This is a genomic window from Streptomyces sp. NPDC001508 (assembly GCF_040298665.1).
Lineage (GTDB): Bacteria > Actinomycetota > Actinomycetes > Streptomycetales > Streptomycetaceae > Streptomyces.
Map to the genome: position 1 here is coordinate 1 of NZ_JBEPAP010000077.1, position 21,150 is coordinate 21,150.

General features: G+C 73.0%; 20 protein-coding genes and 1 pseudogene. 13 read left to right on the forward strand and 8 right to left on the reverse strand.

All coding sequences use genetic code 11. The annotated features are described in order from the left end of the window. Window positions 1-491: 491 nt before the first annotated feature. The 3 genes from ABT245_RS40050 (at window position 492) to ABT245_RS40060 (ending at window position 3,197) form a co-directional block, all read left to right on the forward strand. Window positions 492-1,076 (forward strand): TerD family protein, encoded by a 585-nt coding sequence (locus ABT245_RS40050; protein ID WP_351744355.1) that lies wholly within the window; start codon window positions 492-494, stop codon window positions 1,074-1,076. 110 nt (window positions 1,077-1,186) lie between these two features. After that, entirely contained in the window at window positions 1,187-2,386 is a 1,200-nt protein-coding gene (locus ABT245_RS40055; protein ID WP_351744254.1) for a TerD family protein, read from the forward strand. A gap of 133 nt (window positions 2,387-2,519) precedes the next feature. After that, on the forward strand, window positions 2,520-3,197 hold the full coding sequence (locus ABT245_RS40060) for a lytic transglycosylase domain-containing protein (protein ID WP_351744257.1): 678 nt from the start codon (window positions 2,520-2,522) through the stop codon (window positions 3,195-3,197). Window positions 3,198-3,227: 30 nt separating this feature from the next. Here ABT245_RS40060 and ABT245_RS40065 read toward each other — a convergent pair whose 3' ends face one another. Then, window positions 3,228-3,449 (reverse strand): twin-arginine translocase TatA/TatE family subunit, encoded by a 222-nt coding sequence (locus tag ABT245_RS40065; protein WP_351744260.1) that lies wholly within the window; start codon window positions 3,447-3,449, stop codon window positions 3,228-3,230. 209 nt (window positions 3,450-3,658) lie between these two features. Here ABT245_RS40065 and ABT245_RS40070 point away from each other — a divergent pair, with 209 nt between their 5' ends. The 4 genes and pseudogenes from ABT245_RS40070 (at window position 3,659) to ABT245_RS40085 (ending at window position 6,451) form a co-directional block, all read left to right on the forward strand. Then, entirely contained in the window at window positions 3,659-4,060 is a 402-nt protein-coding gene (locus ABT245_RS40070; RefSeq protein WP_351744263.1) for a cold-shock protein, read from the forward strand. A gap of 179 nt (window positions 4,061-4,239) precedes the next feature. Next, complete coding sequence (locus ABT245_RS40075; RefSeq protein ID WP_351744266.1) at window positions 4,240-4,917, forward strand: hypothetical protein; 678 nt, start codon at window positions 4,240-4,242, stop codon at window positions 4,915-4,917. An 83-nt stretch (window positions 4,918-5,000) separates the two neighbouring features. Next, a pseudogene (locus tag ABT245_RS40080) lies at window positions 5,001-5,195 on the forward strand (ferredoxin); the annotation flags it as partial. Beyond that, window positions 5,105-6,451, forward strand: coding sequence for a cytochrome P450 (locus tag ABT245_RS40085; protein WP_502982286.1), 1,347 nt, complete (start codon window positions 5,105-5,107; stop codon window positions 6,449-6,451). The pseudogene ABT245_RS40080 and the gene ABT245_RS40085, both read left to right, overlap by 91 nt. 80 nt (window positions 6,452-6,531) lie before the next feature. Here ABT245_RS40085 and ABT245_RS40090 read toward each other — a convergent pair whose 3' ends face one another. Both ABT245_RS40090 and ABT245_RS40095 read right to left on the reverse strand, forming a co-directional pair. After that, window positions 6,532-7,449 carry a PfkB family carbohydrate kinase gene (locus ABT245_RS40090; RefSeq protein WP_351744272.1) on the reverse strand — a complete coding sequence of 306 codons (918 nt, stop codon included), beginning with the start codon at window positions 7,447-7,449 and terminating at the stop codon, window positions 6,532-6,534. 360 nt (window positions 7,450-7,809) lie between these two features. Beyond that, complete coding sequence (locus tag ABT245_RS40095; RefSeq protein WP_351744275.1) at window positions 7,810-8,502, reverse strand: alpha/beta fold hydrolase; 693 nt, start codon at window positions 8,500-8,502, stop codon at window positions 7,810-7,812. A gap of 301 nt (window positions 8,503-8,803) precedes the next feature. Here ABT245_RS40095 and ABT245_RS40100 point away from each other — a divergent pair, with 301 nt between their 5' ends. Together ABT245_RS40100 and pgm are read left to right on the forward strand one after the other, a co-directional pair. Next, entirely contained in the window at window positions 8,804-9,550 is a 747-nt protein-coding gene (locus ABT245_RS40100) for a methyltransferase (protein WP_502982291.1), read from the forward strand. Window positions 9,551-9,896: 346 nt separating this feature from the next. Further along, window positions 9,897-11,537 (forward strand): phosphoglucomutase (alpha-D-glucose-1,6-bisphosphate-dependent), encoded by a 1,641-nt coding sequence (pgm, locus tag ABT245_RS40105; protein ID WP_351744278.1) that lies wholly within the window; start codon window positions 9,897-9,899, stop codon window positions 11,535-11,537. 38 nt (window positions 11,538-11,575) lie between these two features. On the opposite strand, the gene ABT245_RS40110 is transcribed toward pgm, so the two are convergent. Next, window positions 11,576-12,076 carry a carboxymuconolactone decarboxylase family protein gene (locus ABT245_RS40110; RefSeq protein WP_351744281.1) on the reverse strand — a complete coding sequence of 167 codons (501 nt, stop codon included), beginning with the start codon at window positions 12,074-12,076 and terminating at the stop codon, window positions 11,576-11,578. A 181-nt stretch (window positions 12,077-12,257) separates the two neighbouring features. Here ABT245_RS40110 and ABT245_RS40115 point away from each other — a divergent pair, with 181 nt between their 5' ends. From ABT245_RS40115 to ABT245_RS40125, 3 genes are all read left to right on the forward strand, one after another. Next, window positions 12,258-12,554 (forward strand): DUF6400 family protein, encoded by a 297-nt coding sequence (locus ABT245_RS40115; protein WP_351744284.1) that lies wholly within the window; start codon window positions 12,258-12,260, stop codon window positions 12,552-12,554. Continuing rightward, a complete protein-coding gene (locus ABT245_RS40120; RefSeq protein WP_351744287.1) occupies window positions 12,541-12,798 on the forward strand; it encodes an LSm family protein in 258 nt (85 codons plus the stop codon). Before ABT245_RS40115 ends, ABT245_RS40120 begins: the two co-directional genes overlap by 14 nt. 696 nt (window positions 12,799-13,494) lie before the next feature. Next, window positions 13,495-14,010, forward strand: coding sequence for a DUF4232 domain-containing protein (locus ABT245_RS40125; RefSeq protein WP_351744290.1), 516 nt, complete (start codon window positions 13,495-13,497; stop codon window positions 14,008-14,010). A 75-nt stretch (window positions 14,011-14,085) separates the two neighbouring features. Here the strand turns inward: ABT245_RS40125 and ABT245_RS40130 are convergent, their stop codons facing one another. From ABT245_RS40130 to ABT245_RS40145, 4 genes are all read right to left on the reverse strand, one after another. After that, window positions 14,086-14,985 carry a carbohydrate ABC transporter permease gene (locus tag ABT245_RS40130; RefSeq protein ID WP_351744293.1) on the reverse strand — a complete coding sequence of 300 codons (900 nt, stop codon included), beginning with the start codon at window positions 14,983-14,985 and terminating at the stop codon, window positions 14,086-14,088. Then, window positions 14,982-15,968: a carbohydrate ABC transporter permease gene (locus ABT245_RS40135; RefSeq protein ID WP_502982292.1), complete on the reverse strand. Its 987-nt coding sequence runs from the start codon at window positions 15,966-15,968 to the stop codon at window positions 14,982-14,984. The genes ABT245_RS40130 and ABT245_RS40135 overlap by 4 nt, the downstream gene beginning before the upstream one ends. A 228-nt stretch (window positions 15,969-16,196) precedes the next feature. Then, window positions 16,197-17,441, reverse strand: a complete 1,245-nt coding sequence (locus tag ABT245_RS40140; RefSeq protein ID WP_351744299.1) for a sugar ABC transporter substrate-binding protein — start codon at window positions 17,439-17,441, stop codon at window positions 16,197-16,199. 152 nt (window positions 17,442-17,593) lie between these two features. Next, a complete protein-coding gene (locus ABT245_RS40145) occupies window positions 17,594-18,664 on the reverse strand; it encodes a LacI family DNA-binding transcriptional regulator (RefSeq protein ID WP_351744302.1) in 1,071 nt (356 codons plus the stop codon). 131 nt (window positions 18,665-18,795) lie between these two features. Here ABT245_RS40145 and ABT245_RS40150 point away from each other — a divergent pair, with 131 nt between their 5' ends. Further along, complete coding sequence (locus ABT245_RS40150; RefSeq protein ID WP_351744305.1) at window positions 18,796-20,934, forward strand: amylo-alpha-1,6-glucosidase; 2,139 nt, start codon at window positions 18,796-18,798, stop codon at window positions 20,932-20,934. Window positions 20,935-21,150: the final 216 nt, after the last annotated feature.

Sequence of the window (21,150 nt, forward strand, 5' to 3'; positions counted from 1 at the left end):
CCGGCGACGAGTACCGCGCCTGTGCGGCCGGCCGCGCGAGGGCGGGTCACCGCGCGTACCCGGCCGAAGGTCCCGCGCTCGCCGGCGGCGCCGTGCTGCCGCCGGCCGTGCTGCCGTCCTTGATCTCCGCCGTCTTTGCGGCCGTACTCCTGCTCGTCGGACACGGGCTGCTCCCCGCCGGCACGGCGGTCCGGTTCGCCGGCTCGCTCCGCTCGGCGGGGCGGGTGCTCGCCGTGGTGGCGGTGGCCGCCGCGGCCCTCGGCGTGGCGACGCCGCCCCGGGCGGCGGCCCAGGGCCGGGACACCGGGCAGTCCGGGACGCGCGGGCCGGTGAGCCCGGTGAACGCCGACGACGTCGAACGGGCCCGGCGGCGCCGGCGGCAGGCACACCTGGAACGCGGCGTCCTGCCTGCCCCGTCTGCGCCGCCGGCTGCCCGAATCCCCCGCCCCCAGGGCCTCACCCGCCCCCCACGACAGAAAGCGAGACCCCACATGTCGGTCAATCTGAGCAAGGGTCAGCAGATCAGTCTGAGCAAGTCCGACGGCACCGCACTGAACGCCGTCCGGATGGGGCTCGGCTGGCAGGCGGCCCAGCGCAAGGGCTTTTTGGCCAAGCTGGCCGGTCCCCGCGACATCGATCTGGACGCCTCGGCGCTGCTCTTCGCCGGCGGACAGCTGGCCGACGTCGCCTTCTTCCAGCATCTGACCAGTGACGACGGATCGGTGCGCCACCTGGGCGACAACCTCACCGGCGGCAGCGGCGCCGGCGGCGACGACGAGGTGATCCTCGTCGACCTCGGCCGCGTTCCCGCGCACATCGACCAGATCGTCTTCACGGTCAACTCGTTCACCGGACAGACCTTCGCCGAGGTGCAGAACGCGTTCTGCCGCCTCGTCGACGAGAACACCGGGCAGGAAATGGCCCGGTACACCCTGAGCGGCGGCGGCACATACACCGCCCAGATCATGGCCAAGCTGCACCGCGGGACGGACGGCTGGCAGCTGAAGGCCATCGGGGAGCCCGCGGCCGGCCGGACCTTCCAGGACCTGCTGCCCACCATCGTCGGCCACCTCTGAGCCGGACGCATGCGATCACTTCATCCATTGCGCAATCGGGGAACTGTAAGGGCCGGGCTCTGGTCGATCACGAGGAGCACGGGATGCGCAAGCAGCAGCGGAGGACGTGCATGAGTGTGCCCCTGACCAAGGGCGGCAACGTGGCGCTGGGCCGGCAGGCCCCGGGTCTGAGCGCGGTGACGCTCGGCCTCGGCTGGCAGGCGAACACGGGCTACGACCTGGACGCCGGCGCACTGCTGTGCGACGGGTCGGGCAAGGTGCCCTCCGACGAGCACTTCGTCTTCTTCAACAACCTGAGCAGTCCGGACGGTTCGGTCCGGCACTGCGGTGGCGGCGGCCCGATCGGCCCGGACGACCAGCAGATCCACGTCGACCTCGACCGGGTGCCGGCGGACGTATCGAAGATCGTCTTCCTGGTCTCCCTCTACGAGGGCGCGGCCCGCGGCCAGTCCTTCGGGCAGGTCCACCGGGCGCACATCCGGGTGCTCGACCGGCACGGCGGCGCCGAACTGACCCGCTACGACCTCGCCGCCGGCGGCCTGTCGAACGAGACCGCGCTGGTCTTCGGCGAGCTGTACCGGCATGGCGCCGAGTGGAAGTTCCGCGCGGTCGGGCAGGGGCACGCCTCCGGGCTCGCGGGCATCGCCGCCGACTACGGCGTGGATGTCCTGCGCGAGCCGGAGGCGGGCCCGGAACCCGTCAGCCCGCCGCCGGCGGGCACGGGCCCGCACCTGCCACCGCCCGCCGCCGCAGCGCCGCCCGTGGCGGCACCGGTACCCGTGGCGCCGACGCCGACCCTCGTCTCCACGCCCGCCCCGACGTACCCCGGTTCCCCCCAACCCCCAGAAAGTTCCCCCGTGACCTGCTTCTTCGACCCCGACCACGGCCCCGGCGCGACGATGGTGACGTGGTCGCCGCAGTGGGGCGTGCCGCGCCCGGTGCAGGTGTGCGGCGGCTGCGCGCAGCGGGTGCAGACCACGGCGCCGCCGTTCTACACACCGCCGCAGCCGGGGTATCCACAGCCGATGCAGCAGGGCTACCCGCAGCCCGGCCCTGTGCAGCAGGGCTACCCGCAGCCCGGCCCTGTGCAGCAGGGCTACCCGCAGCCCGGCCCTGTGCAGCAGGGCTACCCGCAGCAGGGCCACCCGGCGCCGCACGGCGACCAACAGCACCAGGGCGGACGCCGCTTCGGCACCGGCGCGCTCATCGGCGCGGGTGCGGCGGGCCTGGTCGGCGGCGCCCTGCTGAACGAGGCCCTGTCCGACGACGAACCCGATGTCGTGGTCAACAACTACTACGAGGAGGAGTGACCCGTCCGCCCACCGCGGGCACCACGCCGCGCCGGAGCCGGACCGGGGCCGCGCGGCGCAGCCTCACATGGGTCTTAGCCCCGGTCGGGTAGAAGGGTGCTGGCCGGGGGAGGGATGCGAGAGAGGACCGGACATGTCCGATTCCCGGGCGCCGAGACACTGGCGCTGGCTGCCCGTGCTGGTCTTCGCCCTCGCCGTGTACGTCATCGTGCGCGCCGCCAACACCCCGCAGGGCGACACCCCGCCGCCCGCGAGGTCGTCCGCCTCTCCCTCGCGCGCATCGACCGGGGTGCCCTCGGCCACCGCCTCCCCGGCGGCGGCATCCTCCTACGACCCCGCCGACTACGCCCGCCAGGTCCGTGACTGGGCCCGGCGCACCGGCGTCAGCGCCCAGCTGCTGATGGCGATCCTCTACAACGAGTCGTACAAGCCGCACGATCCCGGCCTGGAGCGGGCCTGGCAGAAGTACAGGCCCGACGCCTCCTTCGGCATCGCGAACATGCACCGCGCCGCCTTCGACGAGGTCAAGAAGGGCCGGGACTTCGCCGACCGCCGCCTGGAGGAACTGCCCGACGACCGGGACCTCGCCATAGAGGCCGAGGCCTGGTACCTGCACGACCTGGGCGGCCGGCTCCCCGCCCAGTGGCCCGCCGCCTACGACAGGGACGAACTGCTGGCCCTCGGCTACAACACGGGCGCCGGCAACATGCTGGCCTTCGCCCGGGGCACCCCGCCCGGCGGCCAGGCCCGGGCCTGCCTCGACAAGCTCCACACCGACTGGGCCGAGGCGGGCCGGGCCGTCGGCGGCTGACGCACCGCCGGCGGCCGGGTGCCCGTGCCGTCAGGCGCGGGGCGAGCCGTCCCGGTCGACCACGGTGCCGCTGACCACGTCCCCGGCGGCGGACGGGCCGCTCGGCGCGTCCTGTGCCTTGAGCGCCTTGGCCTCGCTCTTGAAGATCCGGGCCGCCTTGCCCGCCGAACGCGTCAGTTCGGGCAGCTTCTTGATGCCCAGGACCACGATGACGACGATGAGGATCATGGCCAGTTCGCTCAAGCCGAACATCTGAAACGCCCTCCCGGTGGCGGAGCCGACCGGCACGGCGTACCGGCGACATGCGTCAATCTACACTGTTGTAGAAGTCTCTCCCGTGGACGGATCGTGCTACAAGCCCGCCCGCCGGATCCGCCGCCCGGGTGAAGGGGCGCGGGGCAGCTGCTAGACTCGCGGGCTGATTCGTTCGGGCAGGTGGCCCGGGTTGTCTGGGGGTTGGTGTGGCAGCAGGCCGTGTGGTGAGGTTCGACAGCGTTCGCGGATATGGGTTCATCGCCCCGGAACACGGGGACGAGGATGTCTTTCTGCATGTGAACGACCTTCTGATCCCCGAGTCCATGGTGCGTACCGGACTCGCGGTCGAGTTCGAGATCGAGGAGGGGGAGCGGGGCCCCAAGGCGTCGTCGATCCGGCTGGCACCGGGGGCGACGGCACGTGCCGCCTCCGCGTCGGGGTCCGTCGGTGACGATTCGCTGTGCGATGTGCTGCAGACGGTGGAGTTCACCAACGAGATCACGGAACTTCTGCTGCAGACGGCGCCGACCCTGACGGGCCAGCAGATCGTGCAGATCCGGCGCGAGTTCCTGCAGTTCGCCAAGAAGCACGGCTGGACCGAGGACTGACCCTCGCTCCCATGACGCGCGCCGGGACGCCGCCCGCCCCGGCGCCGTGAGACCCCGCCGTCCCGGCGGGTGACCCGCGCGGACCTCCGGGTGTGCCGTTCGGCCGTGTTCCGGTGGCGGCGAGCTGCGGAAGACGGCTTGCTGGTGGCATCAGCCGCCGCACAGGAAGCGAGCCGCGCATGCAGACAACGTCGTCGGGAGAGCGGGCACTGCAGACCCCACGGGCCGCCGGGCTCGCCGGGGTCGTCTTCGCGCTGCTGCTCGCCGCGGCGATCGTCCTCATCCGGATCGGCGTCCCCGAGGGTGTCGACGCGGTCGCCGCCGCCGGCTTCGTCGACTCGGCTGGGCACAACGCGGTGCACACGGCGCTCGCGCTCGTGCCGTTCGCCGGCGTCTTCTTCCTCTGGTTCACCGGCGTCGTCCGCAGCCACCTGGGCGAGGCCGAGGACCGGTTCCTCGCCACCGTCTTCCTCGGCAGCGGTCTGCTCTTCGTCGCCACCCTGTTCGGGGCGGCAGCGGCGGCCGCCGCCGTACTCGACATCGCGCGGGCCGCCGGTCCGGCAGCGGCGCTGCCGACCTGGGCCTTCGGCAGTCACTTCGCGTACACCCTGATGACCGGATACGCGATGCGCATGGCCGCCGTCTTCACCTGCTCGCTGTCGGTGCTCGGCTACCGGCGCGGTGTGCTGCCGCGCTGGCTGATCCTGCTGGGCCTTGTCACCACCCTCGTCCTGCTCTTCCTCTCATCGAACGTGCCCTGGGCCGAACTCGCCTTCCCGGCCTGGTCGCTGGTGCTCAGCGGCTACATCCTCGTCGTCACCAACCGCCCCCTGCCGTCCATGGCCGCGGCGACCTGAACCCGGCCGCGCACCGGTGCCGTGGCCGCGGTCCGTCACTCGATCGGTCGGCCCCGGCGGGCGGCGCCCGCACCGCCGCTCCCATGCTGGCCGGGGGAGATGACCGCCGTCCGGACGCGGGCGGCGCACGACGGACCCGGCCACCGGAAGGGCGCAGCGCCATGAGGCTTGTCGTCGATCTCAACAGGTGCCAGGGGTACGCCCAGTGCGCGTTCCTCGCGCCGGACGTCTTCACCATGCACGGCGAGGAGTCGCTCGTCTACAACCCGCGGGCCGAGGCGGACCAGCGTCAACGGCTCGCCCGCGCCGTCGCCGCCTGCCCCGTGCAGGCGATCACGGCCGAAGGACTCGACGGCCCCGCCGGCCGGCCCGCCGCGGGCGCCCCGGAGGCGCGCGATGCCCGGGCGGTCCCTACGTCATCAGCTCCTACTGGGACATCGAGAGCCTGCTGCACGACCCGCGTATCAGCTCCGACGCCACCAACCTCGCGGCGATCGGCGACGACGAGGCGGGCGGGCCCGAGGCGACGGGGCTGCCGCCGAGCTTCATCCGGCTCGACCCGCCCGAGCACGACCGGCTGCGGCGGATCGCCAACAGCTCCTTCGGGCCGCCGCACCGGCCGCGGCGGGTGGAATCCCTGCGCGGCGAACTCGTCCGGATCGTCACCGACCTGATCGACGGCTTCGGTGACGCCCGGCAGATCGACCTGGTCGACCAGTTCGCCTACCCGTTCCCGGTGACCGTGATCTGCCGGCTGCTCGGCGTACCGCGCGAGGACGAACCGCGCTTTCGCGCCTGGGTCGACCCGATCGTCGCGAGCCTGGACCCGGCCGTCCGCTCGCACGCGAGCGACGACGAGCGGCGCGTCGCCCAGGAGGCGCGCATGCGGCTCGGCATGTATCTGGCCGGGCTGGTCGAGCGGCGCGCCAAGGAACCCCGCGACGACATGCTGTCCGACCTGGTGACCAGTCATGGCCCGGACGGCGCGATGACGATGATGGAAGTGCTCAGCACCTCGGTGCTGCTGCTCATCGCGGGCCACGAGACGACGGTGAACCTGATCGCGGGCGGCATGCTCACCCTGCTGCGGCACCCCGAGCACCTGCACCGGCTGCGCGACGACGCGGACCTGTCCGTCAGGATCGTGGAGGAGCTGCTGCGGTACGAGCCTCCCGTGCACCTGGTGACGCAGCGCACCTGCATCACGGACATCGACGTGCGCGGGGTGATCATCCCGAAGGGCTCGCGCATCTGGCTCGTCCTCGCCGCCGGCAACCGCGACCCGGAGCGCTTCCCCGACCCCGACCGGTTCGACCCGGACCGCGGTGACATCCAGCACCTCGGCTTCGGCAGCGGCGTCCACATCTGCTTCGGCGCGCCGCTGGCCCGCCTGGAGACCCAGATCGCGCTGTCCGAGCTGGCCCGCCGTCTGGACAACCCCCGTCTCGTCGAGGACCCGCCGCCCTACCGGCACAACGCGCTGCTGCGCGGCCCACGCCATCTGGACGTCGCCTTCGACACCCTGCTGCCCTGATCCGGCGCTCCCTGCCCACGGTCACTCCCGGCGCCAAGGACCTGGCCGGGCCCGGCCGTTGGTGCCCCTCGTCGACGCCGTCACCTTCCGAGCATCCAGGAGCGGGTGCCGAACGACGCGCACGACCGCGACGCCACCTCCGCCGCCCGGGCGAGGGCCACGGCGAACCGATCGGCGCGGTCCCGTTCGCCCATGGCGCCGGCGCCATGGACAGGCGCCCAGTGGTAGGCGAACGCACCGTGCAGGAAGTCCCCCGCGCCGAGGGTGTCCACCACCACGGTCGGTGGCACCTCGACCACGCCCTTCCCGTCGGGGCCCGACCAGACGACGGGGTCCGCGCCCCCGCTGACCGCCGCCCAGGTCACCCCCCGCGCGTGCAGATACGCAAGCGTCTGGGCGGGAGTCCGGGTGCCCGGCGGACGGAAGTCGGCCGAGCAGACGGCCACGTCGATGGAGGACAGCAGGGCCTGGGTGCCCTCCTTCCAACTGCCGCCGTCCAGCACGGTGGGACGGCCCGCGGCCCGCGCCGCACGGGCCACGGCGATCGCCAACTCCATGTGGTGCCCGTCGAGTTCCACGATGTCGCAGTCGGCCACCAGGGCGTCGAGACCGTCCGGCGCGGCGAGCCGGTGCCGGCCGGCGTTGGTGGAGGCGACGGCCCGCCGTCCGCTCCCGGCGGTCACCAGCACCGATGAGACGGCGGGCGGCCCGGCCGTGTCACCCGCCAGGTCGTCGACGCTCACGCCCAGCGCCGCGAGGTCGGCCGCGGCGGCCCGGGCCAGCGGATGACGGCCGAGACCCGTGAGAAGCCGTGCCCGGCCGCCCAGATGGGCGAAGACGGCGGCGGCGCCCGCGGCGGGACCCCCGGCGGCCACCGTCTGGTCATGGGCCGTCAGCTTCTCGTCGGGCCCGGGCACATGGTCCACCAACTGGACGACGTCCAGGGTGCACAGGCCGACGAACAGCCCCACCGGCTGCCGCCGCGTGCCGTGTCCCATCCGTGGCCACCTCCTCCCGCCCGGCACCGCGATCAGTGTACGAACCGCCGCGGCCCACGACGACGCGGCGCCGGCCGCCGCCGACCGGCTGAAAAGCCGGCACACACGGGGCGACGAGCGGGTCCGGGCCCTGCCGGGCGGCATGCCCGACACCGGGCACGCGCGCACGGTACGGCCGCGTACGGTACGGCCGCGCACGCCACGGACCGCCCGGCCCCGGGGGCAACGCGCCGGACCCCCGTCCCGCCGGTCCCGGCGGCGCAGCCGACGTACGGCGCGCCGTCGTGCGCGGGGGAGTCGGCGGTGGGCACCGGCCGGGCGGCGTGTGCGGCAGAGGCGTCGTTCAGATCCAGTCGGTGTTCAGATCCAGTCGGCCAGCGCGCTCATGAAACCGTCGAAGTCGTCGCGGTGCAGGGTGTGACCGGCGCCGCCGACCTTGCGTACCTCGAAGCCGCGTCGTGTCAGCCGTCCTTGCAGTTCGGCGGATACGAGCGTGCTCGGATCGGCCGCCAGCACCAACGAGGGCACCACCGCGCGGGCCGGCGTACGGCTGACCGCGTACACGCCGGCGATCGCGTGCGCGGTCTTCGGGTCCCAGGCCGCGAGCGTGGCCAGTTCCACGTCCACGTCGGCCTCCTCCCAGCGCGGATTGAGGCTGGTGATCATGTCCCGGGTGGCGTCCTTGAAGGCCGCGAACCGTGCCGCCCCCGCGCCGGCCTCCGGTCTCATCTCCCAGGCCGGGTCGCAGTACACGGCCCGGGCCGGGGCAAGCCGCTCGACGGCGCCGGCCAGCGCCATCGCGCCCAGTGAGTGACCGATCGCCAGCTCCGGGGCGGCCGGGAGGGTGTCGACGAGATCGTCGGCCCAGTTGTCGGCGCTGTACTCCCCCCGCCCGCTCGCGCCGTGCCCCCGCAGGTCCACCGCGACCACCCGGTAGCCCCGGTCGGCCAGCGCCGGTCCGACACGACGCCAGGTCCTGTGGTCCGCCATGATCCCGTGGACGAGTACGGCGACCCGCTCGCCGTCGCCCCACTGACGGGTGTGCAGCTTCATCGGTATGTCCCTTCCGGTCCGGTTGACGTCGATCTTTTTATGCCCTCCGTCCAGAACCCGGAAGGCCCGCCGAGAGTGGTCAGCATGCGGAAGGGGAGTCCGGTGCGGTGAACTCGGGGATGGACGGGCACTCCACGGTCCCGTGAACCGGGCGCCCCGGCCCGGGCACGGCATCCCTCGCGCCGAAGCGGCCGGGCCGCGCTGCGGTAGCGTCCCCGTCGTGGCAGTGGGCACCGCACAAACCCGGCTGCTCGTGCTGCGCGGCAACAGCGCCTCGGGCAAGTCGTCCGTCGCGGCCGGTCTGCGGGACCGGTTCGGCCGCGGTCTCGCCCTGGTCGGACAGGACAATCCGCGCCGCGTCGTGCTGCGCGAGCGCCACCCGGACCACATCTCCTACTACCGGGCCGTGATGCGCTCCGACACCCGGGCCGGCCCGGACGCGGCGGTCGGCAGCCGCAACCGCGAGCGGTGGCTGGCGCTGGGCGCGCTGCAGTTCGACTACCTGCTCGGGCACGGGCTGCGCCCCGGGCACCGCATGCTGGAGATCGGCTGCGGCAACCTGCGCGGCGGCTGGCGGTCCATCCGCCATCTGGAACCGGGGCACTACTACGGCATCGACATCTCGCCGGACATCCTCCTGGCCGCGCAGGACACCATCGTGGAGCAGGACACCATCGTGGAGAGGGGACTGCGCGAGCGGCTGCCCACACTGACCCCGGTGCGCGAGCTGACGCTGCGTTTCCTGCCCGACGCGCACTTCGACGTCGTACACGCGCACAGCGTGTTCTCGCACTCGCCGCTGCCGGTCATCGAGGAGTGCCTGAGCCATGTCGGCCGTGTGCTCGCACCGGGCGGCTGGTTCGACTTCACCTTCGACCGCACCGAGGGCGCGGAACACCATGTGCTGCGGGAGGACTTCTGCTACCGCACCGAAACCCTCGTGGCGCTGGCCGGGCGGCATGGACTGCGGGCGCGTTTCATGGACGACTGGGAGCGGCTGCCGCACGGCCAGTCCAAGATCCGGGTCACCCACGCCGACGCCGGCTGACCGGGCGCACCCGGACCGCTCCCGGCGCACGGCCGTCCTGCGGGCGCCCGCCTGTACTCCGGTGCATGGGGCGTACCCCGGCGTGCCCGGCCTCCCGCTGCCCCGCCCAGGCCGCCTCGTCCGGCCGGGACGGGCGGGCCGCCGTACGCTGCGGTGGTCGGCTCCCGGACCTCCGAGGGGAACAGACCATGACTGGCGATCCCGTCGGCCGCCGCTTCACGCCCTGCCCGCGGGACGTCGGCCGGAACGGCGGTGAGCGCCCGGCCGGGCCCCCTCGCGAAGCGGGGCCGCGGCGGGGAAAGATGGGACGCCGAGCGATGGACCCACGACGCGGAGGAACGGACCCATGCCGCACGAACGAGCGGGCACGCCGGCCCGCCCCGAGGACCTGGTCGATGTGGCCCGGCTGGTCACGGCGTACTACGCGCTGCACCCGGACCCGGCCGAACCGGCCCAGCGGGTGGCGTTCGGCACCTCGGGACACCGCGGGTCGTCCCTGGCGAGCGCGTTCAACGAGGACCACATCGCCGCCACCAGCCAGGCGATCTGCGAGTACCGGGCCGGTCAGGGCGTGTCCGGCCCCCTGTTCCTCGGCGCCGACACCCATGCGCTGTCGGAACCCGCGAAGGTCACCGCGCTGGAGGTGTTCGCCGCCAACGACGTCACGGTGCTGATCGACGACGCGGACGGGTACACCCCGACACCGGCCGTCTCGCACGCGATCCTCAGCCACAACCGGGGCCGCGCCCTCGGCCTCGCGGACGGGGTGGTGGTCACTCCGTCGCACAACCCGCCCGCCGACGGCGGCTTCAAGTACAACCCGCCGAGCGGCGGCCCCGCGGCCTCGGACGCCACCTCCTGGATCCAGGACCGCGCCAACGAGATCATCACCGGCGGCCTCAAGGACGTACGGCGCATCCCCTACGCCCGGGCGCTCGCCGCGGCCGGCACCGGCCGGTACGACTTCCTCGGCCGGTACGTCGCCGATCTGCCGAGCGTGCTGGACCTGGACGCGATCCGGGCGGCCGGGGTGCGCATCGGCGCCGACCCGCTGGGCGGGGCGTCGGTCGCCTACTGGGGCCGCATCGCCGAGGAACACCGGATCGACCTGACGGTGGTCAACCCGTACACCGACCCCACCTGGCGGTTCATGACGCTGGACTGGGACGGCCAGATCCGGATGGACTGCTCCTCGCCGTACGCGATGGCCTCGCTCATCGAGCGCCGGGACCGCTTCGCCATCGCCACCGGCAACGACGCCGACGCCGACCGGCACGGCATCGTCACACCGGACGCCGGTCTGATGAACCCCAACCACTACCTCGCCGTCGCCATCTCCTACCTCTACGGCCACCGCGACGCGTGGCCCGCGGACACGGGCATCGGCAAGACGCTGGTGTCGTCCTCGATGATCGACCGGGTCGCCGCCGACCTCGGCCGCCGGCTGGTCGAGGTTCCGGTCGGGTTCAAGTGGTTCGTGGACGGGCTGCTGGGCGGGACACTCGGCTTCGGCGGCGAGGAGTCGGCCGGCGCGTCCTTCCTGCGCCGGGACGGTTCGGTGTGGACGACGGACAAGGACGGCATCCTTCTCGCCCTCCTCGCCTCCGAGATCACGGCCGTCACCGGCCGGACGCCCTCGGAGCACTACGCCCGGCTCACCGACCGCTTCGGCGAGCCCGCGTACGCCCGCATCGACGCGCCCGCCTCCCGACAGGACAAGGCCCTCCTCGCGAAGCTCTCCCCGGCCCAGGTGACCGCCGAGACGCTGGCCGGTGAGCCCGTCACCGCCGTGCTCACCGAGGCCCCGGGCAACGGCGCCGCCATCGGCGGCATCAAGGTGGCCACCGAGCACGCCTGGTTCGCGGCCCGCCCCTCCGGCACCGAGGACGTCTACAAGATCTACGCCGAGTCCTTCCGTGGTCCTGACCACCTGCGCCGGGTCCAGGAGGAGGCCAGAGCGGTGGTCCTCGCGGCACTCGGCACCTGACCGGCCCGGTTTGTCTCCCTCCTCGCCCCGGGCGACGGTCAGGCCGTACCGAGCGGGGCCGCGCCGCGTACCGGGTGCTTGCTCATGACCGAGACCCGGTTGAAGGCGTTCATGGTGATCGCCACCCAGATCACCGCGGATGTCTCGGCGTCCGACAGCACCGCCCGCGCCTGCGCGTAGGCGATGGTCTGGGCGTCGGCGTCCGCGGGGTGCGTGGTGGCCTCGGCCAGGGCGAGCGCCGCCCGCTCCCGCGGGGAGAACAGCTCCGTGTCCCGCCAGGCGGGCAGGACGCCCAGGCGCTGCGTCGTCTCGCCGGCCCGCAGGGCCGCCCGGGTGTGCAGGCTGAGGCAGTAGGCGCAGGCGTTGAGCTGGGACACCCGGACGTTGAGCAGTTCGACCAGGGCACGGTCGAGGCCCGCCTCGTCCGCCACGACGCGTACCGCCTCGGCCGTGGCGGTCAGCGCGCGGTACGCGCCCGGGCTCTGCTTGTCGACGTAGACACGCCGTTCGGTGTCCGTCGCCGCTGCCGTCTGTGTCACCTGTGCTCCTTCGTCCTGTGCCGCTCGGCGTTGATCGTCCGCTGCCCTCCTATCATCACCCCTGTTGAAGCCGGAACTACCCTCCGTGAGGGCAGTGGGCCCGGCACGGGCATCGCGCGGGCCTGTGACGTCGCCCACGCACCCTTGCCCTGGTGAAGCAGGCAAACCTAAGTTCGACCCCATGGCCGCCCCTGACCCCACGCCTCCCGCCGGCCCCGACGAGCCCGCCGCCGGGCGGCCGGACGGCTCCGCTCCGGTCGACTTCACTGTCGACCTCACCGCGCACGAGGCGCACCGACGGGCCCACGTCCTTGCGGCCGTCGGCCCGCACTGGGACCCGGCCGAGGTGCTGCGCGGCGAGGAGGCGGCGTACGACCTGCTGTACTCCGGCCTCGACGAGGAGCAGCGGCGCGTGTACGACGACCTGGTCGCGGCCGGGGTGCTGCCGCCGCGCGGGGGTGGCCGTGCTGCCGCTTGACCCGCAGGCCGACATCGGCCGCCGGGCCTGGGTGCCCTGCCCCCACTGCGCCGACGGCGACGGCTGCGCGACCTGCGCCGAGCGGCGCACCTGTGCCGAGCACTGGCGTTATCTGCTCGCCCACAACGGCAGCATGCTGCATCTGCAGTGCCCCTCGTGCGCCCATGTCTGGGACCACGAGACCGGCTTCGGCGCCACCCGCTCTGCCCGGCAGCGCACCATCGACGACCTGCCCAGCCCCTAGCCCGGTCCCCGCCCGGCCCGTCAGGCGCGAACGCGCGTGTCGCCTCGACGTTGCGCAGCGTGTCCTTGCGCCCCACCGAGGTGAACCGGACCACGAGCGGATCGGTGCAGGCCACGGTGAACAACGAGGGCGGGGCCGGACCGGCCGTCGCACCGTCCGCGGCGAGCGTCGAGACCAGGGCGACGGGCCGGGGTACGACGACGGCGGTCAGCAGCCGGTGGAAGGGGCCCGGGCCGAGGGACCGCGGTGAGAGGCAGACGCGCAGGGCGGCACGTCATGTGCCGCGCCGCGCGGACGCGTCGGCCGCCCCCTCGGGCGCAAGGAGCACGACCGTCAGAGCGGCGATGTCGTCCCGCCGCGACCCGCCCGGACGCTGTGACCGCGAGACCTCACCGCTCGCCCACCCGCGCCGGCGCCCGGCGGGCGCGGAACGCGGGGCGGGGCGAACGGGCGAAGCACACGCCCGACGGCTCGGCTCAAGCGGCCTGCACACACTCGACTCCCGGCGATGGCGACAAGACGGCCAGCCTGGTGCGCCCCCCCGCGGCACCCCGCTCATTGCCCCGGTCCACGGCATGTCCCTTCCGCCACCGCCCGCCGGTCAGGGAATCGGCGGCCGGCACAACTTTTCGGCGGTCGCGCGCATCCAAGAGAATGACACACATCCACCCATTCACCCGATAGAGGTGGTATTGCATGTTTCTTCACTCACGACACTTCACCCGGCGCGTCGCGATCGCTTCGGCGACCGCCCTTCTCACGGGCGGCGCGGCGGCCGGTGCCGCCTGGGCCACGACCACGGCGGCGGCCCCGGCCGGCCCGCCCACCTGCACGGTGAGCGACCTGTATGTGTCCATGGGACGCAAGGAGGGCGCCGCGGGCTCGCTGTACTGGCCGATCCGGTTCACCAACACCGGCACCAGCGGCTGCGCCCTGCGCGGCTACCCCGGCGTCAGCGTCCTCGACGCCGCCCATCACCAGATGGGCGCGGCCGCCACCCGGACCGGAGGGGCCGTCTCGACCGTGACGCTCGCCCCCGCCCACTCGGCGTCCGCGGTCATCCGCACCACCAACGGTCCCGTCGTAGGGACCTGTCAGGCCACCGGAACCTATCTGCGGGTCTATCCGCCGGCCTCCCGCACCGCGGTCCTGGTGCCGGCCGGCTGGAAGGTGTGCTCCGGCACCTTCCGGGTGGCCCCGGTCACCCGGTAGCGCCCGGGCTGACGCGTCACCGGCGGCCGGGGCCGAGCACCGCCCGGGTCATCGACCCCGGCCGCCGGCGCGGTGTCACTCCTTGACCGCGCCCGCGTTGGCGCCCTGCACGAAGTACCGCTGGAAGCAGAAGAAGAGCGCCGCCACCGGAACGGTCGCCAGCAGGGCCGCGGCGAGTTTCAGCGGGTACTGGGTGCCACCGCCGAGGCCACCCGAGACGAACCGGGCGAGCCCCGTCGTGAGCGTCTCGTACTGGGCGGACTGCGTGGCCACCAGGAAGTGCGTGAACTCGTTCCACGAACTCTGGAACGACAGGATGGTCAAGGTCAGCAGCGCGGGCCTCGCCATCGGCAGCACCACGGACCAGAAGGTGCGGAAGACACCGGCGCCGTCCACCCGGGCCGCCTCCTCCACCTCCCGGGGAACCGACTCGAAGAACTGCTTCATGATGAAGATGCCCGCCGCGTCCACCATCAGCGGCAGGATCATGCCGGTGTACGTGTCGAACAGCCCGAATGTGTTCAGGACCAGGAACTTCGGGATCAGCAGGGCCACCCCGGGCACCGCCATCACCGCGAGCACGAACCCGAACAGCAGACCCCGCCCGGGGAACCGCAGCCGGGCCAGCGCGTACCCGGCCATCGAGTCGAACAGCACCCGCCCGGCGGTGACCAGGACGGCCACCACCGCCGAGTTGCCCAGCCAGCGCAGGAACGGCACCCCGTCGCCGGCCTCGCTCAGCCCCAGCAGCCGCTGGTACGCGGCGGTCGTCGGGGTGACCGGCACCAGCGACAGCGGGTGCGACGCGGCATCGGGATCGGTCTTGAAACCGGTCACCAACTGCAGGACGAACGGCAGGATGTACAGCAGCCCCAGCCCGGCCACCAGGACATACCCCACGATCCGCACCGACAGCGGATACCGGCCGAGCACCGGACGGTGCTGGCTGCGGACGGCCCGTGTCGTCGACGTCATCGTTTCCTCCTGGGGCGGGCGTCGCGGTCCCTGAACGCCCAGCGCTGCAACGCGGTCAGGCACAGGATCAGGGCGAGCATGATGAACGCGATGGCCGCGCCCTGCCCGAAGTCGGCGTCGTCGAACGCGGACGAGTACGACAGGAACGCCGGGGTCAGCGTCGTGTTGCCGGGAGCGCCCTGCCCCATCACATACACCTGGTCGAAGACCTGCCAGGTGGAGATGAGACCCAGGGTGAGCACGAGGAACAGCACCGGCCGCAGCGCGGGCAGCGTGATGTGGCGCAGCATCTGGAACCGGTTGACGCCCTCCATGGCGGCCGACTCCTCCAGTTCCCGCGGGATGTCCTGGAGCGCCGCGAGGAAGATCAGCATGAAGGTGCCGGAGGTGGTCCACACGGCGAGCAGGATGATCGTGCACATCGCGACGGACGGCCCGGACAGCCACTGGAACCAGGACAGACCGAGGAAGGAGTGCTCGGCCAGCGCGCCCGAGGGATGGTCGGGATCCACGATGCCCAGCGCGCCGAGCAGCACCGAGAGCACCCCGCGCGGGTCGGCGAACCAGTTCGGGCCCTTCACCCCGATCCAGGACAGCAGCGAGTTCACGGCCCCGCTGCCCTGGAACAGGAACAGGAAGACGGTGGACACCGCGATCGAGCTGGTGACCGACGGGAAGAAGAACGCGGTGCGCAGGGCGCTGCGGGCACGCAGCAGCCGCTGGTTGACGACGAGCGCCAGCACCAGTGCCAGAGCCGTCTGCAACGGCACGGTCAGCAGCACGTAGTAGGCGTTGTTGCGCAGCGACGTCGCGAACAGGGTGCGGTCGAGACCGTCCTCGGTCAGCAGCGCCCGGTAGTTGTCCAGGCCCACGAACTTCGCCTGGCCGCTGAACGGATTGGACTGCCCGTCCCAGTGCAGCAGGCTCACCCACAGCGCCATCAGGATCGGCAGCATCAGGAACAGACCGAGGACGAGCACCATGGGGCTGACGAACAGCCAGCCCCATATGCCCTCACCGAGGCGGCGCCCCGCGCGCGGGGCGCGGTTGGCGCGGGGCGCCGCGGTGGGACCGGCCCCGCCGGGCGCGTCAGGTGCGCCCGGCGAACCGGTCGACCGGGAACGTGCCGCTGCACGCGGCCGTCCGAAGTCGGAGGAACCGTCGCCGCGGGGCTGGCCCGCGGCGCGGGTGGTGCGGGGGGACATGACGGCTCATTCGCCCTTCGCCATGGCCTGTTCGCCGTTGTTCTGGAGGTCGGCGAGTATCTTCTTCGGGTCGGCGGTGCGCAGCGCCTGCAGATCGGTGTTGAACTGGCCGAGCACCTTTTCGAACCCGGCGATGGTCACCGGGCCCTGCGCGTACGCGGCGCCGGCCACCCATGCCTTGGCCTCAGGCGCCTGCTGCGCGTAGGTGGCCAGCGAGCTGGTGCGGGAGGGCATGACACCGAAGGCGTCCGCGAACTTCAGCTGCTGCCCACCGGAGCTGAGGTACTTCACCAGATCCACGGCGGCCTTCTGGTGCGCGCTCTCGGCGGCCACGCCCCAGCAGTTGCTGAAGGCGAGCGTGCCCTTGCCGGCCGGTCCCGCGGGCAGCTCCACGACCTTGTACTTGACGTCCGGGTAGTCGGCCTTCATGGCTCCGGCCAGCCAGTTGCCCTCGATCGTCATCGCGGCCTTGCCCTTGCCGAGCGCCTCGCCGCCCCAGCTGGTGTCGACGTCCTTGGCGTACTTCATCGACCCCGACTTCAGCAGGGACTGCGCGAAGGCGAGGCCCTGCGCGTTCTTGGCGCCGGCGGCGGTCATCTTCGTCTGCCGTGCGTCGGTGACCCAGCCGCCCGCCTGCTTCATGAAGACGCCGAGCCGCTGGTACTCGTTGGTGGTGACGAGTCCGGTCACCCCGTCCCCGGTGAGCTTGCCCGCGACCTGCTTCAGCTCGGCCCAGGTGGTCGGGTAGTCCTTTTCGGTCAGCCCGGCCTTCTGCCACAGCTCGGTGTTGATGGCCAGACCCAGCGTGGAGGTGTCCTTGGGCAGGCACACCAGCTGACCGTCGTAGGTGAAGGAGGAGCGCAGCTGCGCCGAGAAGTCGTCCGCGTCCTTGATCTGGTCGCCGTACGCGTACAGCGAGCCCGCCTTCGCGTAGTTGGCGAACTGGTCGGAGTTGACGTAGAAGACGTCCGGCGGCTTGTGCCCGGCGAAGGACTGCGCCAGCTGCTGGTTCATGTCCTTGGCGATCTCCACGGTCACCGTGTTGCCGGACTGCTTCTGGTACGCGGCGGCCGCGTCCTTGACGGCCTTGGTCTCGGCGTCGCCCGACGTGGCGATGAGCACCGTCAGGTGTTGCTTGGCGCCGGCGTCCTGCTCGGTCTCCTTGCCGTCGCCGAAACTCGACGAACAGCCGGTGGCGGCCATCAGAGCCGCGCAGGTGGCGAGGGCCGCGGCGGCCGTGCGGGTGGTCATTGCTTCCTCCGGTGTACTCGGGTTGGGACGTGCGGCTCCGCCCGGGCGGCGCGGCGGACCGCGACCCGGGGTGGGGGAGGAGAAAGGGGGGTTCGGGGCCCGTGCGGGCCGGTGTACAAGGTCTCAGCCGTGCGCGTCTTCGCGGGCGACGGCTAGCGGGCTGCCGGTCCGTCGGCGCCCGCCTCCGCGCCGGGCACGCTGTCGCGCACGACCAGCGACGGCGCCAGCAGGACCCGTTCCGGGGGCGCGCCGGCGTCGGCCATCCGCGCCAGCAGCAGCCGCAGGCACTCCCGGCCGACCGCCTCCAGCGGCTGCTCGATCGAGGACAGCGCGGGCGACAGGAGCGCGGCGGTCGGGGAGTCGTCGAAGCCGATCACGGCGACGTCCCGGCCCGGGGCGGCACCGCGCTCGCGCAGCGCGTGGTAGCAGCCGAGGGCCAGCGTGTCGCTGGCCGCGACCACGGCCGTCGCACCGGCGTCCAGGAGCGGTTTGACCGCGTCGTGCGCGGCCTCGATGTCGTCCACGCTCTGTGCGCGCCGCGCCCGGGTGGCCAGCCCGTGGCGGCGCATCGCACGCTGCCAGCCCGCGGCCCGGTCGTCACCGACGTCGGAGCCGCGCGGCCAGCCCAGGAAGGCGATCCGCCGGTGTCCGAGGGCGACCAGGTGCTCCACCGCGGCATCCGTGCCCGAGGCGCCGTCCACGTCGACCCAGTCGCCGACCGGCCGCCCCGACCACATCCGCCCGAAGCCGACGAACGGCACGCCCCGCTTGGCGAGCCAGGTCTGACGGGGGTCGTGGCGCGCGGTCCCGCTGAGCACGAACCCGTCGACCTCGTGCTGTCCGAGCAGTTCCTCGTACCCCTCGAGCGTGGGTTCGCCGGGCGGGCTCGCGAACAGCAGGATCCGGTATCCGGCCTCGTCCGCGGCCTGGGACAGGGCGTGCAGAAAACGGTCCATGATCGGGATCGTGGTGCCGGCCGGGGAGGGCTGGATGCCGTAGCCGATCAGCTTGCTGGTGCGGGTGCGCAGCGTCTGCGCGGCCCGGCTCGGCCGGTATCCCATCTCGTCGACGGCCTGCCGCACCCGCTCCAGGGTCTCGGGGCGCAGCAGCTGCGGGGAGTTGAGCGCATTGGATACCGTCTGCGGGGAGACACCGGCGCGGCGGGCGACCATGGCGAGGGTGACCGGGCCCGGTGCGGCCGGGGAACGCGGGGTGCGGGGCATACGGGTCTCCGACGAGAAAGGGCCGTGTAGAGCCCTGGTGGATCGATTTGAGCGTTCCAAAAGCATTGTCATCGCTCTGACGAGGAGATTAATGTCTTTGGAACGATCTAACGATGAGAGGTTCTTCTCTTTTGGACACCACTGTCAAGCCCCAGGACACAGGCGACCCGGAATCGGAGTCCGCGGACACCCCCGAGGGACTGCAGCCCTTCCTGCACGACGCGGTCGTCACACTCTGCGCGCCGAGCTTCGCGCTCTCCCGCCCGGACGGGCAGATCGAGCACGGCGTCGACGGCTTCTACCACGGCGACGTCAGGGCCCTGTCCCGGCTGACCGCCGCGGTCGACGGCATCCCGCTCGTGCCCGTCACGGGCGGCTTCGGCGACGCCGACCGGGCCGGTTTCCGGGCGATCCTGCGCGGGCTCGGCGAGAGCACCGCGGACCCGGCCGTGGAACTGCACCGCGGACGCACCGTCACGGCCGGCCGGCTGACGGAGGAGTTCACGGTCGTCAACGCCGGACAGCGCGACGTGGCCTTCCGGCTCACCGTCACCGCCGGAACCGACCTGGCCCCCATGGAGCGCGTCAAATCGGGCGACCGCCAGGCCCTCGTCCCGGCGCGGGCCGCGGACGGCGCCACGCTGGACTGGTCGCGCGACGGCCTCACCGTGCGGCTGGCCGCCGAACCGGCCGCCGACCGGCTCGACCCCGGCACCGGACGCCTGTCCTACGACGTCGAACTGGGCCCCGGCGCCCGGTGGACGGCGACGCTGCACTGCACGGCCGCCCACGCGGACGGCGACCAGTTCCCGGCGCCCCCGGCCGGCGCCGTACCGTGGCGCACCCCCGCGCTGCGCTCCGCGGACCACCGCTTCGACCACTGGCTGCGGCAGTCGGTGGCCGACCTGGACCGGCTGCGCCTGACCGACCCGCGATCGGACGAGGACGGCGCGGCGCCGGACGGCCGCGTGGACCAGTTCCTCGCCGCCGGCGCCCCCTGGTTCCTCACCCTCTTCGGCCGTGACTCGCTGTGGGCGGCACGGATGCTGCTCCCGCTCGGCACCGAACTCGCCGCGGGCACCCTGCGCACCCTCGCCCGCCGCCAGGGCGCCGTCGTCGACCCGGCCACCGAGGAGCAGCCGGGCAAGATCCTGCACGAAGTGCGGCGCGGCAGCCGGGAGTTCGCGGACACCTTCGCGCTGCCGCCGGTGTACTACGGCACGGTCGACGCGACCCCGCTGTGGATCACGCTGCTGCACGACGCCTGGCGCTGGGGCCTGGCCCCGGAGCAGGTCGAAGGGCTCCTGCCGCACGCCGAGTCGGCGCTCGCCTGGATGCGCGACCACGGCGACGCGGGCGGCGACGGCTTCCTGAAGTACGTCGACCTGACCGGCCGCGGCCTGGCCAACCAGGGCTGGAAGGACTCGGGCGACGCCGTCCGGCACCAGGACGGCCGCCTCGCCGAACCGCCCATCGCGCTGTGCGAGGTCCAGGCGTACGCGTACGAGGCGGCGCGCGGTGGCGCGGCCCTGCTGCGGGCCTTCGGCCGGCCCGGCGCGGACGCCTGGGAGGAGTGGGCCGAACGGCTCGCCGCCCGCTTCCGCGAGCGTTTCTGGGTGGAGGACGCCGACGGCCCGTACCCGGCGCTCGCGCTCGACCTCGACGGCAGGCCCGTCGACGCGATCACCTCCGGATTCGGACACCTCCTCGGCACGGGCCTGCTGAACCGGGAGGAGAGCGCGCTGCTGGCCGCCCGGCTGACCCGGCCCGACCTCGACTCCGGCCATGGTCTGCGCACCCTCAGCAGCGCGGCGACGGGCTTCAACCCGTACGGCTACCACATCGGTTCCATCTGGCCGCACGACACGGCGATCGCCGTGCACGGCCTGGTCAGGGCCGGTTTCGCGGATGCGGCGGCGCCCCTTGCGGCGGGCCTGCTGACCGCGTCGACGGCCTTCGACGCCCGGCTGCCCGAACTCTTCGCCGGCCACGGCGACCAGGCCGCGGCACGGCCCGCCCCCTACCCCGCGTCCTGCCGCCCGCAGGCCTGGGCCGCGGCGGCGTCGGTGCACGTGCTGCGGGCCGCGCTCGGCCTGGACGCGGACGTACCCGGCGGCACGGTCACCGTGGCACCCGGATTCGCCCGCTCCTTCGGACCGCTCACGGTCACCGGTCTTGAGGCCGGCGGAGAACAGCTCGACATCACGCTGGCCGCGGACGGCACGGTGAACACCCGGGCCCCGAAGGGACTGACCGTGCTCACCGACTGAACCCCTGGTTGGCAGCGCACGCGGTCGCGCCGGCTGCGGACGGCGCGGTGAGTACCCGGGCCTGGGCGGGGGGCTGGCTGTGTTCACCGGCTGAACGTGGTTGGCAGAGGATGCCGTCGCGCCGACTGCGGATGGTGTGGTGAGCACCTGGGTCCGGAGGGCGCTGGCTGTGTTCGCCGGCTGAACGTGGCTGGCGGTGCATGCCGTCGCGTTGGC

Bases quoted from the DNA above. Each gene is read 5' to 3' on its own strand.
- ABT245_RS40090 (WP_351744272.1), bottom strand. From the start codon at position 7,449: ATGGGACACGGCACGCGGCGGCAGCCGGTGGGGCTGTTCGTCGGCCTG.
- pgm (WP_351744278.1), top strand. From the start codon at position 9,897: ATGCCGCACGAACGAGCGGGCACGCCGGCCCGCCCCGAGGACCTGGTC.
- ABT245_RS40135 (WP_502982292.1), bottom strand. From the start codon at position 15,968: ATGGTGCTCGTCCTCGGTCTGTTCCTGATGCTGCCGATCCTGATGGCG.
- ABT245_RS40145 (WP_351744302.1), bottom strand. From the start codon at position 18,664: ATGCCCCGCACCCCGCGTTCCCCGGCCGCACCGGGCCCGGTCACCCTC.
- ABT245_RS40050 (WP_351744355.1), top strand. From the start codon at position 492: ATGTCGGTCAATCTGAGCAAGGGTCAGCAGATCAGTCTGAGCAAGTCC.
- ABT245_RS40095 (WP_351744275.1), bottom strand. From the start codon at position 8,502: ATGAAGCTGCACACCCGTCAGTGGGGCGACGGCGAGCGGGTCGCCGTA.
- ABT245_RS40060 (WP_351744257.1), top strand. From the start codon at position 2,520: ATGTCCGATTCCCGGGCGCCGAGACACTGGCGCTGGCTGCCCGTGCTG.
- ABT245_RS40075 (WP_351744266.1), top strand. From the start codon at position 4,240: ATGCAGACAACGTCGTCGGGAGAGCGGGCACTGCAGACCCCACGGGCC.
- ABT245_RS40125 (WP_351744290.1), top strand. From the start codon at position 13,495: ATGTTTCTTCACTCACGACACTTCACCCGGCGCGTCGCGATCGCTTCG.
- ABT245_RS40140 (WP_351744299.1), bottom strand. From the start codon at position 17,441: ATGACCACCCGCACGGCCGCCGCGGCCCTCGCCACCTGCGCGGCTCTG.
- ABT245_RS40055 (WP_351744254.1), top strand. From the start codon at position 1,187: ATGAGTGTGCCCCTGACCAAGGGCGGCAACGTGGCGCTGGGCCGGCAG.
- ABT245_RS40115 (WP_351744284.1), top strand. From the start codon at position 12,258: ATGGCCGCCCCTGACCCCACGCCTCCCGCCGGCCCCGACGAGCCCGCC.
- ABT245_RS40065 (WP_351744260.1), bottom strand. From the start codon at position 3,449: ATGTTCGGCTTGAGCGAACTGGCCATGATCCTCATCGTCGTCATCGTG.
- ABT245_RS40130 (WP_351744293.1), bottom strand. From the start codon at position 14,985: ATGACGTCGACGACACGGGCCGTCCGCAGCCAGCACCGTCCGGTGCTC.